The following is a 16,200-nucleotide window of genomic DNA, read 5'->3' on the forward strand; positions in this document are numbered from 1 at the left end:
GGGCCTTACGACGACGTTTGGGTTATTACTTGTGCCCGGCTTTTAGTTTGCATCTGCAGCGCACATCGTCCAAGAGACACAAATGACAATAAAACTCAAAGCCCTTTCCGTACATCTGTTCACCGCGACCGGTGCCGTCTTTGCAATGTTGGCCATGCTGGCCGCGGTCGAAGAAAAGTGGAGCCTTATGTATCTGTGGCTTGTGATCTCGTTCATCGTGGACGGAATCGACGGCCCGCTTGCGCGCCACTACCATGTCAAAAAGAACGCACCGGAATTTGACGGTGTTCTTCTGGACCTGATCATCGACTATCTGACCTACGTGTTCATTCCGGCCTTTGCGCTGTTCAAATCGGGGCTGATGGACGGTTGGACAGGCTGGTTTGCGATCATCGTGATCACCTTTGCCAGCGCCATGTATTTCGCGGACACGCGGATGAAGACCAAGGACAACTCGTTCTCTGGGTTTCCGGGGTGCTGGAACATGTTCGTCATCGTGATCTTCGCGCTGGAGCCCAATTTCTGGGTGATCCTGCTGCTGGTTTCACTGTTGTCGCTGGCGATGTTCCTACCGTTGAAGTTCATTCACCCGGTGCGGACGGAACGCTGGCGTAATGTATCACTGCCGATCGCGTTCGCCTGGACATTTTTCGCCGGTTGGGCAGCTTGGGTCGACTTCCACCCCGAAAGCTGGGCGCATTGGGGGTTGGTAATTACAAGCCTCTACCTGGTTTCAGCTGGCATTGCGCAGCAACTTGTCCCGCTGCGCAACAACTGAACGTTATAGGATTTCCTCAACCTCGAACTCGGTGCCGTTATGGGTGAACACGTCACCCTCTTGCAGACCGGTCATTGTCAGGTAGATCGGGCTTTGGGTTGAGATGCCCATATAGGTCTTACCGTCGACCTCAAAGCGGGTCGTTGAGACACAGACCACGAAACGGCGGTTGTTGAACTTGACAACAGCGCCCGGCTGAACCCGGTCCGTCAGGCTGAAATCCGTGTTCTCGATCACATCAATCTTGGCGTGATGCGCATGAACGGGTGCATCGAACGCCGCCGCCAGATCTGCATTCTCGCGTGAGGCGGCGATGTCATCCTTGTCATGCCCTTCGCGGTCGTCCAGCTGCGAGTCCTTGAGAAATGCGTCGTAATGCGCCTGCGCAGTTGCCAGTTCCTGCTCTTCCAGCGACATCAGGCGGTCTATGATGGCCTTTTTGCGAGCGGCCGGGTCTGTATGGGCGGTCATGCAATACGGTCCTTCAAATTCAGTAACTGATATAGGTTGGGCCGCGAACTCTGGGATTGCAACTGGTTTTCGCGCCTCAGATCAGCAGGCCCGCCGCGCGTTCATGGCGCAGAAGGGCCACTTTGGTCTCAACCCCACCATCGCCCGAGAAACCGCCAAGACCCTTGGCAGACAGTACCCGGTGGCAAGGTATGATCACCGGAATGGGGTTCGCGCCGCAGGCCTGACCCACCGGTTGCGGTGGCTGCCCAAGTTCCTTCGCGATGTCCCCGTACGTTCGGGTCTCGCCCAGCGGAATGGCATACATCAGATCGCAGACCTTACGCTGAAAGTCTGAACCGGCAACACGATACGGCAGATCGAACCGTTCGAGACGCCCCTCGTTGTACGCGGTCAACTGCGCGGCGGCTTCCTGCAACAGGGGTGTGTCCGGCCCGTCGTCCTGCCCATCCCACACAAGGCGTGTGATGGCGCCATCTGTTTCTTCAATGCCAAGGCGGCCAAACTGCGTATCAACGGAAATCATCGGCATAAACACAGCGTTTCAGATCGCCGGGTCCAGCGCAAGCCGGGAAAGAAAAACCCCCGGCGAGTCACGCCGGGGGTTCGATTGTTTAGCCCAGAGCTTCGTCGCAGCGCCCACACACACCCGCGTGGGAATGCCGACCGACGTCCGGCAGGATTTTCCAGCATCGTTGGCATTTCTCGCCATCTGCTTTTTCGAAGACGACGCCTACCCCTTCGATTTCAGGTACGCGGAATGCCTCGGCTGGGGCCGGATCGCCCGAAACAGTCAGGCCAGACGTGATGCACATGTCGTCCACGTCAAAGGTTGCCAGCAGGTCGCGGGTGTCACTGTCTTCGACATGCACGATCGGCGCGGCCTCAAGGCTGGAACCGATGACCTTGTCCTGACGCTGGATTTCCAACGCAGCGGTCACGGCACGACGCACGCGACGGATTTTGGACATACCGGCCTCTAGTTCAGCGTTGCGCCAATCGGCGGGTGTATCCGGGAAATCCACCAGATGGACCGAGCTGTCATCGCCTGGGAAACGCTCCAACCAGACCTCTTCCATGGTGAAGACCAAAACAGGAGCCAGCCATGTGGTCAGTCGGTGGAACAGGATATCCAGCACGGTGCGCGCAGAACGGCGGCGCAGGGTGTCGCCGTCACAGTATAGCGCATCCTTACGGACGTCGAAATAGAACGATGACAGGTCGACGGTGGCAAAGGTGAATACGGCACTGAACACGCCCTGGAAGTCGAAAGACGCGTAGCCTTTGCGCACCTGCTCATCCAGATCGGCCAGACGGCTGAGAACCCAGCGTTCCAGACGCGGCATATCTTCAGGCGCGACGCGATCCGCTTCGGTGAAGTCGGCCAGCGAGCCCAGCATGAACCGCATGGTGTTGCGCAGGCGGCGATAGCTGTCGGCGGTGCCTTTCAGAATCTCTGGCCCGATCCGCTGGTCGGCGGTGTAATCGGTCTGAGCCACCCACAGGCGCAGGATATCGGCACCGTATTGCTTGATGACTTCTTCCGGCACGATGGTATTGCCCAGAGATTTGGACATCTTGTTGCCCTTGGCATCCAGCGTGAAGCCATGGGTTACAACGTTGCGATACGGCGCACGCCCCTTGGTGCCGCAAGCCTGCAGCATCGACGAATGGAACCATCCGCGGTGCTGGTCGGTGCCCTCCATGTAAACGTCCGCGATGCCGTCCTCGGTTCCGTCTTCACGGTCACGCAGGACAAAGGCATGTGTCGAACCAGAGTCGAACCACACGTCCAGAACGTCAAATACCTGATCGTAGTCATCCGGGTTGGCGATGCCATCTAGCACCTGTTCTTTGAACCCGTCGGTGTACCAGATATCCGCACCGTCTTTCTCGAACGCCGCCTTGATGCGGGCGTTGAGCTCTTCGTTGCGCAGCAGGTAATCCGCGTCGGTGGGCAAGGCCCCCTTCTTGGTGAAGCAGGTTAGCGGAACGCCCCAGGCGCGCTGGCGGGACAGAACCCAATCCGGGCGCGCTTCGATCATCGAATACAGGCGGTTGCGGCCGGTCTGCGGCGTCCACTTCACCAGCTCGTCGATTGAGCGCAGCGCGCGTTCGCGGATGGTATCGCCCATCTCACCCATGCCATCGTCCAGCTTGCGGTCAACAGATGCAAACCATTGCGGCGTGTTGCGATAGATGATCGGAGCCTTTGAGCGCCACGAGTGCGGATAGCTGTGCTTGATCTTGCCACGGGCCAGCAGCCCTCCAACCTCGACCAGCTTGTCGATGACCGCCTTGTTCGCGTCACCCTCGCCACCCTTGCGGGACAGGATGTACTTGCCACCGAAGAACGGCAGATCAGCGCGGAACGAGCCATCGTCCATCACGTTATAGGTGATGACCTGCTCGAGCATGCCCAGATCGCGATAGAGCTCGAATTCTTCCATACCATGCGACGGCGCACAGTGAACGAAGCCGGTACCTTCGGTATCGGTCACGAACTCAGCCGCACGGAAGTCACGGATTTCGTCCCATTCGCCATTGCCGCCTTCGGCACCAGCCAGCGGGTGGGTCAGTTGGACACCTTCCAGTTCATCGGCTGTCACATCGCGAACGCGGGTCCACTGGTCGTCGATCAGGCGGGCGCGGCCTAGCACGTCGGCGGCCAGATTGTCCGCCAGCAGGAACTTGTCTCCGACACCGGCCCAGCATTCCTCAGGTGCGCCGGTGACTTCGTACAGGCCGTAGGAGATATCCTTGCCGTACACTACCGCTTTGTTCGACGGCATGGTCCACGGAGTCGTCGTCCAGATCACGACAAAAGCGTCATCAAGATCGCCCGCATTCACGACCTTGAACTTCACCCAGATGGTGAAGCTTTCCTTGTCGTGATATTCAACCTCGGCCTCGGCCAGCGCAGTTTTCTCGATGGGCGACCACATCACAGGTTTTGAGCCCTGATACAAAGTGCCGTTCATCAGGAACTTCATGAACTCGTCGGCGATCACGGCCTCGGCGTGATAGTCCATCGTGATGTAGGGATCGGGCCAGTTGCCGGTGATACCAAGGCGCTTGAATTCTTCGCGCTGGACGTCGATCCAGCCTTCGGCGAACTTGCGACATTCCTGACGGAAATCGACGATGTTAACTTCGTCCTTGTTCTTGCCCTTCTTGCGATATTGTTCTTCGATCTTCCATTCGATCGGCAGGCCGTGGCAGTCCCATCCCGGCACATAACGCGCGTCATGACCCATCATCTGATGGCTGCGTACAATCATGTCCTTGATGGTCTTGTTCAGCGCGTGGCCGATATGCAGGTGACCGTTGGCGTAGGGGGGGCCGTCATGCAGGGTAAAGGGCGTGCGGCCTTCTTTTTCGCGCAGGCGATCATACACGCCGATCTCTTCCCAACGATCCAGCCATGCGGGTTCGCGCTTGGGCAGACCAGCGCGCATGGGGAAATCGGTTTTTGGCAGGTTCAGCGTGTCTTTGTAGTCAGGTGTTTGGGTCGTGTCGGCGCACATTTGGGGCGTCCTCAGGATGATCTTGTCGTGTGTGGATCGAAGCGGTCAGTGCGAATTCTCAAGCACCTTTGCCCGGCGTCTCGCGAAATCAGAGCGCCGGGGATATAATTCGAATAATGATGGCCATCCGGTCATACATGCCGGGCTTATAGGACGCCCGCGCCTAATGGTCCAGAGGTTCCGCCCCATGCGGCGAATGGCGCAGCATGGCCCACCGGTTCAGCCACGCCAAACCGGCCAGCGCGAGGCCCAGCGCCAGCAGTGAGAACACCCGGATAAGGCCACCCAAACCAGCGATATCGACCAGGAACACCTTGGCCACGGCAAGCCCAATGACGACCAACCCGGCTTTGCGCATCATGTCCGACCGACGGGCGAGTGACTGATAAAACAGCCCCGCACCGATCAGCAGTAGGGCCATGGTGTAAGAATAAAGTTCAGGTTGGGTCACGCCGTTGCCTTCATACATACCGCTGGCCCCCTGCCAGACATGGCGAATGGCCAGGCCCAGCCAGATCGCACCTAATGCCGCCGCCAGACCGAAGCACCCCTGCTTCCATCGCGGATGCAGTGCTGGAAGCCAAGCAGCCGACAGGGCCAAAACAATGGCGGGCAACAGGTAAGCCACGGCGAGAGTATTCAATATTGGCACCCCAAGAACCGGATCAGCTTGGGCATTCAGCAATGGGTTCGCCTCAGTCAGCGCCTGCGCCAAGCGAACAACACCATGTGCCGCAAAGAACAACGCCAGCCCGTAGCGCGCATAATTCAGTTTTCCGCCCAGTTCGAACCGCCGCACCTGCGCGCAGGCCAGCAGCAGCCAGATCAAGGACAAAAGCCCCAGCCCCCAGTGGCTGTCATGGGCACCGCCGTTGCCAAACCCTTCGAGCCAGCGCAGCAACAGCAAGGACAGCAAGATACCAGCGGTCGCCCAGGCGGCGCTTTCCAGAAGCAGCGCGATGACCGGACGGTTCAATGGGCGCAGGATGGCCCAGGCCGCCAGAAATCCAACAGCAGCTGTGGCATAGACAAGCGCCATTTCTGCGACCGGTGCCGAGTTTGCCCAATCCAGACCGGGATTCAGTACAAGCCGGAGCGTGACAGTGAAGACGCCAGCCCAGATGAACCAACCCATAGGTGGAAGATCAAAGCGCCGATCCAGCACCGCCGCGGCCACGATCACGGCCACAAAAGCAATTGTCAGGGCAGCCGAACTTAGGACAATCACGCAGGCAAAGGTCAGGCAAGACAAAGCCGACAAGGTCACCAAAGCCGCCCGCAGCCGGTTTTCGCCGTCGACGCGCGCGAAACGCCCGGCCAGAACAACCATCATCACCGCCAATGCAACCGCATGCAGCGCCCACGGATAGGCTCCGATAACTTCATCGGGATGCCATCCAAGCTCCAGCGCGATTGCCAACAACGGTGCAAATACTGCGGCACCACCCGCCCATACAGCCCGGTACTCGGTTGCGCGAAACGATCGCCAAGCTGAAAGGCCTGAGATCAATGCACCCAGTGCCACCAACAGGGTAACCGCCCACGGGAAATCCGCCTCGGCGGTTTCGGCATAGGTTTCAGCGAAGCGGCGCGCGACAGAGCCGTTGTCCCACCCTTGGATCAGTACGAACCAAGTTAGACCAGCGGCTGGCAGTATGGTCAGGTCTTGCAGGGCCCGCGCCTGGCTTGCCCAGGTCAGCAAACCCAGCGTCAGGCCTGCCAACAGCATGATTCCCAGCCAAAATTCGGCCGCTGAGTCTGGCCAGTGTATCGCCAGGATTACTGCGCTGACGCTCACCGCGCCAAAGGCAAGGCGTGTCGGAAACTCTGGCCACTGGACGCCTTTTTGGATCGTAACGATTTCGCTGATCATGCGCCCCTCGTGTTCCGGCCAGATCCGCCGCACGGGGATCGAGATCGCGATGATCGCCAATGCAGTTACGCCGACAAGATACCCCGACTCGGTCGCGGGTGCCGAAAGCACCAGCAGCAGGCACGCGGAATAAGCCCCGACTAGCGTCAGAACGGATATCCACGCCCAGCGCCGCACGGTGTCGATACCCAACCCAAGGACGGCGATCACAAAGAAATAGCCGTACAACCAGCCGGGATCGGTCGAGGTCCCGCCCACCACGAAGGGTGACGCAAACGCACCAATCAAACCGACGGCCGCCAGCAAGGGGCCGTGGAACCAGCCCAAAACAAGCCCCACAAGCGCAACAGCAATCATGGCAATCAAGGCCGCTTCGGGACCAAGCAGATCGTACAACTGCCTTGCAGCCAGCAAGCCACCGAACAGCGTCACCAGCCCGGCCCCAGAAAAGACCGATGGCAGGTAAGCTGTGGCTGAAGACTCGTCATCGCCATACTTCCGGCGGATCACCTCACCCGCGCCGATCAGCGTCGCGCCGAACATCAGGGCCGCAATGACGCGCATCGTTGGCGACAACAACCCGCTTTCGACCCCGTATTGGACCAGAAAAACACCAGCCAGCGCCAAAGACAGGGCGGATACCGCATAGAACCAGTTCTCGCGCAGCCAAGCGCTCAGTGCGGCGATTCGATCGTCCTTCATCGTTTCGGGAAGGGGTATCTTTTGTGGCTCAGGTGCTGAGGTGCCTTCTTTCGTTTCGACCTCGGGTGGTTCTGTTTTGATTGCCGGCCACGGAGAGCTCTTTTTATCCCTCGCTTGCATCGATTCAGGTACTATTTCTGGCGCTGGCAGGTCGCCACCAAGTGTGCGGATCTGCTGTTCAAGCTGCTCCACCCGGCGGCGCAGTCGAACCTGGGATACCAACAGAACAAGGATGGCCACCGGGACGGCCAGAACGATCAATCCAACGAGTACGAGCAGCGATTCCAACAGAGGCCTCCGGGCAAATGTGCCGTCAACCTAGCCGGGTGTCGATTTGCGCAACAGTCCGAAAAACCGTGTTTTTGCGGGCTACGCAGTTCAGAACGCCTTATCCCCAGCCAAGGGACAGTCCGGCAACCATCAACCAGATGATGACCAACACAGCGGCAATCGAAACAAATGAGAAACAGGCGTCGACAGTATGTAGCGATCGCAGGATCAGATCCGGGTCCATCAACGACTTTGAAATACTGACAATCTACACCGCGCGCCCAGCGGTACTTCTTATCACTAGGGATGGAACAACGAGCCAACAAAATACGCCATCAGTGCGGCCGCGCCGCCGATCGCAAAAGTCTCTAGACCTGACCGCCACCACGGAGCCAGTGACCATCTGCTTTTTAAAGCTCCGATGACAAAAAAGACCGCCATGGTCATGATAATCGAGAGATGAAAGGCCCGATCGAACGACAGCAGAAACGGCAGCAGCGGGACCATGCCGGCCACAAGAAACGCCAAAAACGTTGCCATCGCGGCTTTGAACGGGTTCGGATCGACGCTGCCCAATCCGTATTCACCCTCGATCATCAGATTTATCCAATTGTCGCGGTTGGCTGTGATGGCATCCGTCGCCTCATCCAAAACGCGCCCCGACAAACCCTTTTGCGACAAGATCGCATGTACTTCATCTCGCTCGCCTTCCGGGTACAGCCTGATGTGACGTTCTTCGATGGACCGGATGCGGAGGATATTGTCCAGCTCGGCCTTGGTGCCCGAGTAATTACCCGCCGCCATGGAAAACCCGTCCGCCAGTACATTGGCCAGTCCCAGCGCAACGATAATAAAGGGTGACAGGCCCGCCCCAGCTACACCCGCCACAATGGCAAAGGTAGTCACGGACCCATCGATCCCACCATAGACCACATCCCGCAAAACACCGCGACCTGGTGGCGCGTTGATGCGTTCTGCAATCTCTTGTTGGCTGTGTCCGTGATCGGTCATGGCTGGCTCTGACACTGTTATGCACGACAGCCAACCACTGTACCTTGCGTCAGGTCAAGTTTTGGAAAACAGGCCAGCCAGAGCACGTTTGATGATGCTGCGGGTTGATGGCTTGTGCCGATCCGAGAAGGGCAGCGGACGGCAGACCTCCATCGCGGCGACCCCGACCCGCGCACTTAGCGCGCCGTTGACAAGCCCCTCGCCAAACCGGCGCGACAGTTTGCTAAGGATAGATCCCCCAAGCACAGGTTCCAGCAGGTCGTCCCCGACGGCCACGGCCCCGGTGGCCACAAGGTGCACGAACACGGCCCGCGTCAGTCGCCAACTGCCCAAAAATCCTGCGCGCCCGCCATAGATTTCAGCGATGCGCCGGATCATCCGCAACGAAGCGGCCAGCGCTGTTGCAACATCCGCAAGCGCCAAAGGCACCAACGCCGTCACCGTTGCAACCTGACGCGCGGCAGCCTCGACTTCGCGACTGGCAGCGACATCCAGCGGGGCCAGCAGCTCGTCCTCGGCCAGGGTCAGCAGACCAGACGCGTCAAATTGTTCGTCGATCCGTTCGGACAGCCGATCGCGCCCCCAACGGGTTTCTTCGCGCCCTTTGTAGAACGAGATCAATCGGTTCGTGACTGCGCGTGCCTGCGCCAGATCATCTTCGGCCAAGGCAGTATCTGCCGCACGCCGCATCCCGTCCACACGGGACAACCGCCCCATTGCGGCCAGCTCGCGCACAGCGATGATCAATGCGACCAGCACCAGCGCTGCAAACAAACCCGTAATCACCCATCCTATGATCGGCGCGCGGAGAATCAGGGAATTCACAAAGTCCCAAGCCGCCACTGAAACAACAGCCCCAAGCGCGGCAAGCGCCAAACCCCAGAACCACCGCGACAGGGCCGAAGGTTTGCGCGCCGCCAAACGCGCCGCACCTTGCATCGCCTGACCCTGAGGCTGTGCGATATCCGGGACCGGAGGTGCTTGCGACACATCAGCCGCGGGTTCATCGCCCTCCAGATCAATCAGAACCGGCCCCTTAGCCATTGGCTGCTCCTTCACTGTTCCAGACATACTTTATGTCGGGAAGGTTCTCGTCATTGTCAGCGCCGCTGCTGCGTGCAACCTCAGCAAAGCCGTTGCATTCATAGAACCGGCGCGCTGGATGGTTTGCCTGAAACGCAAACAATGACAATTCGGATCGGCGGGACTTGGCAAGCTCAAGAAATTGCCGACCGATCCCTTGCCCCCGTGCGCCAGGCGCCAGGTACAGTGAGTGGATTTCGGCACCGTTGAGCGCCAAAAACCCGATCACACCGTCACCGGTTTCGGCCACGGTCACCCAATCCAATTCAATCATACGGCCACAAAACGCGATGGTTTCCGCCTGCGAGTGCAGTTCCGGCATCCAATCGTTTTCACGGGCGAAGCCATGCAAAATCTCTCCGGTGGCACCGGCATCCGTGCTGCGGGCGGGGCGAAGAATGACATTCACAGCCGGTCTCCGATCAGGAACTGGGCTGCGCGGTCCAGCCGTATGTGTGGCGGGCCATCCCCGGGCCGCAGTGTCAGGTGTGCCGGCGCGAATGCCATGAACTCATAATCCTCGCCCAGCCAGCCTTCGGACCCGTTGCGCGCCGCGCCTAGCAAATGCGTCGGGTCTTCGGGCAGATCACCGGGATAGAAAGCGGCCTGCTTGCCGCTGTCCAGCAAGGTACCTCGCACGCAGGGCAGTTCGGCCCCGTTATGGGTGCGGATTTCCTCGGTCGTTGCCCTTAACGAGGCCAGCGACAGCGCCGCCGTCTCGGCCCCGGCGAAGCTGGCACGATCGCGCGCCTCGCGGGTCAAGGCCTCCATGATATTGGTCAGGCGGTGGTGTTGAAGATGGTGCAAATGGTCCGCCTTGGTGGCCGCAAACAGGATGCGCTCGACCCGTTTGCCGAGCAACAACTGGCTAAGCCACGCATTTCGTCCGGGCCGAAACGCCGACAGGATATCCGCCATCGCGCGACGCATATCCTCGACCGCCTGTGGCCCGTTATGGATCGCGCCCAGCGCGTCCACCAAAACCACCTGACGGTCGATCCGGGAAAAATGATCGCGGAAAAACGGTTTCACGACCTGAGATTTATAGGCCTCGTATCGCCGGGCCATCTCGCGGTGCAGACTGCGTCGCGGGCCGTGACCCTCGACCGGCAAGGGTGCAAATGTTAGCACCGGCGAGCCTGCCAGATCGCCCGGCAGCAAGAACCGCCCTGGCGTGCAATCATAAAACCCTGCCTCGCGCGCAGCGTTTAGATAAGAGGCGAATTCTTTGGCCAGTGATTGGGCCTTTGGTTCGTCGTGGCTGTCAGAAGGGTCAACCGCCTTTGCCTGCGCCAGAAAGGTCGTCGCCTCATTGCGATTGGCGATGCGCTCCAGTGTTTCCTGCGACCAGACCTCATAGGTTTTGTCCAGCAACGCAAGATCCAGCAGCCATTCGCCGGGGTAATCTACGATATCCAGATGGATAGTGCGTGGTCCCTGCAACCCTGACAAAAGCCCCGCGGGACGGGCTTTGAACGACAAACGCAGTTCTGACACTGCGCGCGTACTTTCGGGCCAGTGCGGCTGAGGCCCGGTCAGCGCCGCCAGGTGATTTTCGTAGTCGAACCGGGGCACGGTGTCGTCTGGTTGCGGCTGCAGGTAAGCCGCGTTGATCCGCCCTTCTTGCTGCGCCACGAGGCCCGGCATCCGCCCTCGGTCCAGCAAGTTCGCGACCAGAGACGTGATGAATACTGTCTTTCCTGAACGCGCCAGCCCGGTGACACCCAGTCGGATCACCGGCTCAAACAATGCCTCAGACACGCGGTCACCCACGGATTCGACGCCGCGCGTCAGACTGTCTGCCAGAGATGAGATGACCAAACCGTCGCCCCGCTTTTTTCGTTTTTCCCAAGATAGGTAGCGGCTGTCGGACATACCAGCGCTTTCCCACTCTTGCCCGTTGCAGCACGGCGCGTTACCAGCAGCCCATGCCTAGATACGCGCTGAAAGTCGAATACCAGGGGGAACCGTTTGCCGGATGGCAGCGGCAAAAGGAATTGCCGTCTGTTCAAGGGGCAATCGAACAGGCCTTGTCATGTATTCAACCCGGCGATCACACAATTGCCGCGGCCGGGCGTACAGACGCGGGTGTGCACGCACTGGGACAGGTTGCGCATTGTGATCTGATCAAGGACTGGGATCCGTTCCGCCTGTCTGAGGCGCTGAACTATCACCTTAAACCGCAGCCTGTTGCCATCGTTAAAGCAGCACGGGTAGACGATGACTGGCATGCGCGGTTTTCAGCGCTCGAACGGCAATACCTGTTCCGCATCCTGATGCGCCGCGCACCTGCTACGCATGACGCTGGGCAGGTCTGGCGGATCAACCATCAACTGGACGTAGACGCGATGCAGGCGGGCGCGGACATGCTGATCGGGCGGCATGATTTTACCACGTTCCGGTCTTCGATTTGTCAGGCTGCAAGCCCGGTCAAAACCTTGGATGAGCTGCGGGTCGAACAGGTTGAAGGCTTTTCCGGACCAGAGGTTCATTTTCACGTTCGCGCCCGGTCTTTCCTGCACAATCAAGTGCGCAGCTTTGTTGGAACGCTTGAACGTGTTGGTGCCGGAACATGGTCGCCCGAAGATGTACGGGATGCGTTGGAGGCCACCGACCGCGCCGCTTGCGGGCCGGTATGTCCGCCGCAAGGGCTGTATCTGGCGCGGGTCAGGTACCCGGAGTCCGTGTTCTGTTAAATCGCGCGCAACAGCAGACCGCTTGCAATCACGGCGATCAGCAGCCCTGCCACCAGTTCAATCGTCGGAGCCAGAACCGAGGCAAATCGCGTCGCCGAGGCTGAGGCCAGCAGCCCTCCGCGCAAACCAAATGAGGTCCAACCGACAAGCGTTGTGACAGTCGCTGTCCCCAACGCCATGGCGAAAGCACCGGCAATGCCAACCATTGCGATGCCCATCTGCCAGGTCAGGATCAGCACAAACAGCGCTCCGGTACAGGGACGTGCGGCAATCCCAGCGATCAGTACCGCGGCTTCGCGCAGGCTGCCAACTTGGGCCACTTCGTCGGCGGTGGGACCGTGGCGATGCCCGCAATCTGCGCAGAAGCCATGGTCATGGTCGTGATGTTTGTGGTCCTCGTCGTGCGGGTGATGATGGTCGTGCTTGTGCTCATGATGATGGGCTTTTTCGCTGCGATGACGTCGCGCGAAACTGCGAATGGATCGAAAGATCAGCCACAATCCAATCGCCGCGATAGCACCATAGCTGATCGGAGCCATGACCCGTTCGGTGGTATCGACAAGGCTTGCCCGGGACATCTGGAACACCAGTACCCCGGCATAGACAAGAACAACCGCAGTGACTGCCTGCCCCAGGCTGGACAACAAGCTGATTGCAGACAAACGCAGGAACGCCACGTTGCGTCCCAACCCATAGCCACCAATCAAAACTTTGCCGTGGCCGGGGCCGATGGCGTGAAAAAAGCCGTAGGCAAAACAGACCGTCAGCAGCGTCGCTACAGCCTCGGGCTGTTCCGCGCGGGCTGCGCGTAGGGAACGCGCGATCTGATTTTGGAACTCGCGCTGCTCACCCGCAGCCCATGCGGCCAAGTGGTCAAAGCCACCACTGCCCCAGAACCACAGCAGCAAACCAATGGAGATGGCGACAGGAATAATCAGGTACTTGGACATGAAAGGCGGATCTCGGACGCAAAGTTTTCCCCAACCAGCGGGATATCGTTTTCTTCAAGGTCATAGTCGGCATCCAGGGTCTGCAGGAACGCCTGCATCTGCGCCAGTTGCCCGTCAATATCCGCGTCAATCCGGCTGATCTGACAAGCGGCGGGCCCGGACACCGTCACCGGGCGGGTCACTTCATAAGCCGTGTAATAGGATTCATCATATGCTTTGGCGACGACGGCGGTTGCCGGCACTCCGCCGCCTTCCACCGCGCGCAGGTGGGTTGTCACGATACGGCCATCCTCGGTGGTCGCTTTGGCCTCCATCGGCCCTGACAAATCGACCGGCGCGCCATCGGCGAACACCACGAGATCGCCATTATATCCTTCGACCCACTGGGCATCAAAGCCGGACAGAAACTTTTCTTCGCTCTCGGTCAGAATGCCATCAGAATCCTGATCCAGTTTCATGTCCTCCAACTGAAACAAAGAGAAAAGCTCGTCATACGCCCAAGTTACCCTGACATGGGTCAACTGGCCGCTATCATCCACAATAAATTCCAGCCCGGTGTCGATAAAGACATGCGGGTGGGCCAATGCCGGAACCGGCAGGCAACAGGAGACAAGGGTTATGAGCCATCGCATAGGCGAAAGATAGGGGCTTGGCCCGTGCCCGGCAACGTGTTTCGGCAGACCCGTGCGGGAACTGGCCAAACCAGTCACTTCGGCGGGAACAAAACCAGTGTCTGCAACGCTGTACCGACCGGGCCTTCGGTGTCGAACAGAACCGATTGCGACATCCCTATTCCTGAAGGTTGCCAATGAGATACGGACTGCGAGGCCAACCAGTCCGATTTAGGTTCACGATGAATCTGGACCGTCAGATCGGTGTTCATGAACCCCATCTCGGACGTCGGTGCATTCCACGAGATCCCGTTGCCACAATCCGCCAGCGGGCATAGCGCCTGAATCGGCGATTGTGCCTCGCCCTCCAACAGCTTCGGGGTGAGCATCCAGATTGTTTTTGGACCGGCTTTCTGGTTGCCACCCTTGGGGTAGAGAATGTCCGAATGGTTTGCGAACCCCGGCAGGTCATGGCGCGTTTCGCCAATCGGAAACGGGCCGGTCACCGCATCGTCGAGTTCGGGCGTCGGCAACGTGATGTTCGGAACCGACCCCAAATCGCGACGCACCATATGCATCGTGGTGGCCGTAGCGCACAGCGTATCGTCCAGATCGTGCACCGTGACGCGGGTTGTGGCCAGCGTTTTGGTATGGCGCGTAGTCTCCGCCGCCACACGCAGACCTGTCAGCGGCAGAGGGCGCAGTAAGTCCACGGTCAGCCGTGTCAGCATCTTTTGCGGCCCAACCTCTGTTTCGGCGGCACGAACGATCAGCCCTGCGACCGGGCCCGCATGACAATGATCCGCAGACCACGGCCCGCGTGCGGGATCATTGCCGACAAAAGCGCCGTCAGCCCGAACGTGGAAATAGGCTTGTTCCTTCAGATCCGGTTTCAACACCACTTAAAACCTCAGACTTTTTCCTGCGTGTGCTTTTTCAACTCGGCCCGCGCCACCTGACGGCGGTGTACCGCATCAGGCCCATCGGCCAACCGTAATGTACGCACATGGGTCCAGGCCGTCGCCAGCGGCGTGTCCTGACTGACCCCCTGCCCGCCGAACATCTGAACGGCCTCATCGATGACTTTGAGTGCGACACGCGGGGCGACGACCTTGATCTGGCTGATCCAGGGTGCCGCTGCACGGGCATCGCCTTGATCCATGTACCAGGCAGCCTTCAGGCACAGCAAGCGCGCCATTTCAATCTCCATCCGGCATTCGGCAATGATATCGAAATTGGCCCCGAGTTGCGCCAGTTTCTTGCCGAAGGCTTCGCGCTGCAGCGACCGTTTGCACATCTGTTCCAGCGCCGATTCAGCCTGCCCAATTGCGCGCATACAATGGTGGATACGACCGGGCCCGAGACGGCCTTGCGCGATCTCGAACCCGCGGCCTTCGCCCAACAGGATGCTCTCAGCTGGCACCCGGACGTTGGTAAAGCGGATATGCATGTGGCCGTGCGGGGCATCATCGTGGCCGTAAACCTGCATTGGGCGCAGAACCTCGATCCCCGGCGCATCAGCAGGCACAACAATCATCGACTGCCGCTTGTGTTTGGGTTGCTCGTCGCCTGCCGTCTTGACCATGACGATATAGACCTTGCACCGTGGATCACCCGCCCCCGATGACCACCATTTTTCTCCGTTCAGAACAAAATCATCCCCATCTTGCAAACAGGACATCGACACGTTCGTGGCATCCGATGACGCCACATCCGGTTCCGTCATTAAATACGCGGACCGGATATCGCCGTTCAGCAGGGGTTTCAGCCACTGCTCTTTCATCTGGTCCGTGCCGTAGCGCTCGAACACTTCCATATTACCGGTATCGGGGGCCGAGCAGTTGAACACCTCGGCCCCAAGAGGCGTTTTGCCCATCTCTTCGGCGAAGTAAGCATACTCGACCGTGGTCAAACCGAAGCCCTTGTCGCTGTCGGTCAGCCAGAAGTTCCATAATCCGGCAGCCTTGGCCTTGGTTTTCAGCCCTTCCAGGATTTCAGCCTGACGTTCGGTGTATTGCCAGCGGTCGCCTTTATCGATTTCGGCCTGATATTCTTCTTCCAGCGGCATGATCTCATCCCGGATCATATCTGCCACACGTTGCAGCAGCGCGCGGTTTTCTTCGCGCAGACCGAATGACATGTTCATGAGCTTTCCTCCTCAGGCCCAAAGAGCGGGCTTTACCTTTGAACAGAGAATGACTTAGCTGCCGATAGAATGTCTAGCTGTG

15 protein-coding genes are annotated in these 16,200 nt (G+C 59.2%); 2 read left to right on the top strand and 13 right to left on the bottom strand.

All coding sequences use genetic code 11. The features are described from left to right. The first annotated feature begins 82 nt into the window (after nt 1-82). Nucleotides 83-778 (top strand): CDP-alcohol phosphatidyltransferase family protein, encoded by a 696-nt coding sequence (locus AC2FIO_RS19595; protein ID WP_058273208.1) that lies wholly within the window; start codon nt 83-85, stop codon nt 776-778. 3 nt (nt 779-781) lie between these two features. On the opposite strand, the gene AC2FIO_RS19600 is transcribed toward AC2FIO_RS19595, so the two are convergent. The 9 genes from AC2FIO_RS19600 to AC2FIO_RS19640 form a co-directional block, all read right to left on the bottom strand. After that, nucleotides 782-1,249 carry a hypothetical protein gene (locus AC2FIO_RS19600; RefSeq protein WP_058273207.1) on the bottom strand — a complete coding sequence of 156 codons (468 nt, stop codon included), beginning with the start codon at nt 1,247-1,249 and terminating at the stop codon, nt 782-784. Nucleotides 1,250-1,325: 76 nt separating this feature from the next. Beyond that, the gene (locus tag AC2FIO_RS19605) at nt 1,326-1,781 is read right to left on the bottom strand and encodes a methylated-DNA--[protein]-cysteine S-methyltransferase (RefSeq protein WP_496699679.1); all 456 of its coding nucleotides are present in this window, start codon (nt 1,779-1,781) and stop codon (nt 1,326-1,328) included. Between the two features lie 82 nt (nt 1,782-1,863). Next, a complete protein-coding gene (ileS, locus tag AC2FIO_RS19610) occupies nt 1,864-4,776 on the bottom strand; it encodes an isoleucine--tRNA ligase (protein ID WP_496699680.1) in 2,913 nt (970 codons plus the stop codon). 163 nt (nt 4,777-4,939) lie between these two features. After that, nucleotides 4,940-7,639 (bottom strand): DUF2339 domain-containing protein, encoded by a 2,700-nt coding sequence (locus AC2FIO_RS19615; RefSeq protein WP_496699681.1) that lies wholly within the window; start codon nt 7,637-7,639, stop codon nt 4,940-4,942. A gap of 100 nt (nt 7,640-7,739) precedes the next feature. Continuing rightward, nucleotides 7,740-7,865: a hypothetical protein gene (locus AC2FIO_RS19620; protein ID WP_496699682.1), complete on the bottom strand. Its 126-nt coding sequence runs from the start codon at nt 7,863-7,865 to the stop codon at nt 7,740-7,742. A 56-nt stretch (nt 7,866-7,921) separates the two neighbouring features. Next, nucleotides 7,922-8,632, bottom strand: coding sequence for a VIT1/CCC1 transporter family protein (locus AC2FIO_RS19625; protein ID WP_472724252.1), 711 nt, complete (start codon nt 8,630-8,632; stop codon nt 7,922-7,924). 54 nt (nt 8,633-8,686) lie between these two features. Next, nucleotides 8,687-9,676 carry a YcjF family protein gene (locus tag AC2FIO_RS19630; RefSeq protein ID WP_496699683.1) on the bottom strand — a complete coding sequence of 330 codons (990 nt, stop codon included), beginning with the start codon at nt 9,674-9,676 and terminating at the stop codon, nt 8,687-8,689. Next, complete coding sequence (locus AC2FIO_RS19635) at nt 9,669-10,124, bottom strand: GNAT family N-acetyltransferase (RefSeq protein WP_496699684.1); 456 nt, start codon at nt 10,122-10,124, stop codon at nt 9,669-9,671. Before AC2FIO_RS19635 ends, AC2FIO_RS19630 begins: the two co-directional genes overlap by 8 nt. Then, the gene (locus tag AC2FIO_RS19640; protein ID WP_496699754.1) at nt 10,121-11,536 is read right to left on the bottom strand and encodes a YcjX family GTP-binding protein; all 1,416 of its coding nucleotides are present in this window, start codon (nt 11,534-11,536) and stop codon (nt 10,121-10,123) included. The genes AC2FIO_RS19635 and AC2FIO_RS19640 overlap by 4 nt, the downstream gene beginning before the upstream one ends. Nucleotides 11,537-11,643: 107 nt before the next feature. Here AC2FIO_RS19640 and truA point away from each other — a divergent pair, with 107 nt between their 5' ends. Further along, nucleotides 11,644-12,411 (top strand): tRNA pseudouridine(38-40) synthase TruA, encoded by a 768-nt coding sequence (gene truA / locus AC2FIO_RS19645; RefSeq protein WP_496699685.1) that lies wholly within the window; start codon nt 11,644-11,646, stop codon nt 12,409-12,411. Here truA and AC2FIO_RS19650 read toward each other — a convergent pair. The 4 genes from AC2FIO_RS19650 to AC2FIO_RS19665 form a co-directional block, all read right to left on the bottom strand. Next, nucleotides 12,408-13,361, bottom strand: coding sequence for a nickel/cobalt transporter (locus tag AC2FIO_RS19650; protein WP_282170778.1), 954 nt, complete (start codon nt 13,359-13,361; stop codon nt 12,408-12,410). The two genes, truA and AC2FIO_RS19650, sit on opposite strands and share 4 nt — an antisense overlap. After that, entirely contained in the window at nt 13,346-13,993 is a 648-nt protein-coding gene (locus AC2FIO_RS19655) for a DUF1007 family protein (protein WP_496699686.1), read from the bottom strand. The genes AC2FIO_RS19650 and AC2FIO_RS19655 overlap by 16 nt, the downstream gene beginning before the upstream one ends. A gap of 74 nt (nt 13,994-14,067) precedes the next feature. After that, nucleotides 14,068-14,874, bottom strand: a complete 807-nt coding sequence (locus AC2FIO_RS19660; RefSeq protein ID WP_496699687.1) for a thioesterase family protein — start codon at nt 14,872-14,874, stop codon at nt 14,068-14,070. A gap of 8 nt (nt 14,875-14,882) precedes the next feature. Continuing rightward, on the bottom strand, nt 14,883-16,118 hold the full coding sequence (locus AC2FIO_RS19665; protein WP_282170775.1) for an acyl-CoA dehydrogenase family protein: 1,236 nt from the start codon (nt 16,116-16,118) through the stop codon (nt 14,883-14,885). Nucleotides 16,119-16,200: the final 82 nt, after the last annotated feature.

The organism is Ruegeria sp. CDSB086, assembly GCF_059611065.1.

Coding starts and splice junctions, on each gene's coding strand:
- AC2FIO_RS19595 (WP_058273208.1), top strand. CDS start 83: ATGACAATAAAACTCAAAGCCCTTTCCGTACATCTGTTCACCGCGACC.
- AC2FIO_RS19600 (WP_058273207.1), bottom strand. CDS start 1,249: ATGACCGCCCATACAGACCCGGCCGCTCGCAAAAAGGCCATCATAGAC.
- AC2FIO_RS19605 (WP_496699679.1), bottom strand. CDS start 1,781: ATGCCGATGATTTCCGTTGATACGCAGTTTGGCCGCCTTGGCATTGAA.
- ileS (WP_496699680.1), bottom strand. CDS start 4,776: ATGTGCGCCGACACGACCCAAACACCTGACTACAAAGACACGCTGAAC.
- AC2FIO_RS19620 (WP_496699682.1), bottom strand. CDS start 7,865: ATGGACCCGGATCTGATCCTGCGATCGCTACATACTGTCGACGCCTGT.
- AC2FIO_RS19625 (WP_472724252.1), bottom strand. CDS start 8,632: ATGACCGATCACGGACACAGCCAACAAGAGATTGCAGAACGCATCAAC.
- AC2FIO_RS19630 (WP_496699683.1), bottom strand. CDS start 9,676: ATGGCTAAGGGGCCGGTTCTGATTGATCTGGAGGGCGATGAACCCGCG.
- truA (WP_496699685.1), top strand. CDS start 11,644: ATGCCTAGATACGCGCTGAAAGTCGAATACCAGGGGGAACCGTTTGCC.
- AC2FIO_RS19650 (WP_282170778.1), bottom strand. CDS start 13,361: ATGTCCAAGTACCTGATTATTCCTGTCGCCATCTCCATTGGTTTGCTG.
- AC2FIO_RS19655 (WP_496699686.1), bottom strand. CDS start 13,993: ATGCGATGGCTCATAACCCTTGTCTCCTGTTGCCTGCCGGTTCCGGCA.
- AC2FIO_RS19665 (WP_282170775.1), bottom strand. CDS start 16,118: ATGAACATGTCATTCGGTCTGCGCGAAGAAAACCGCGCGCTGCTGCAA.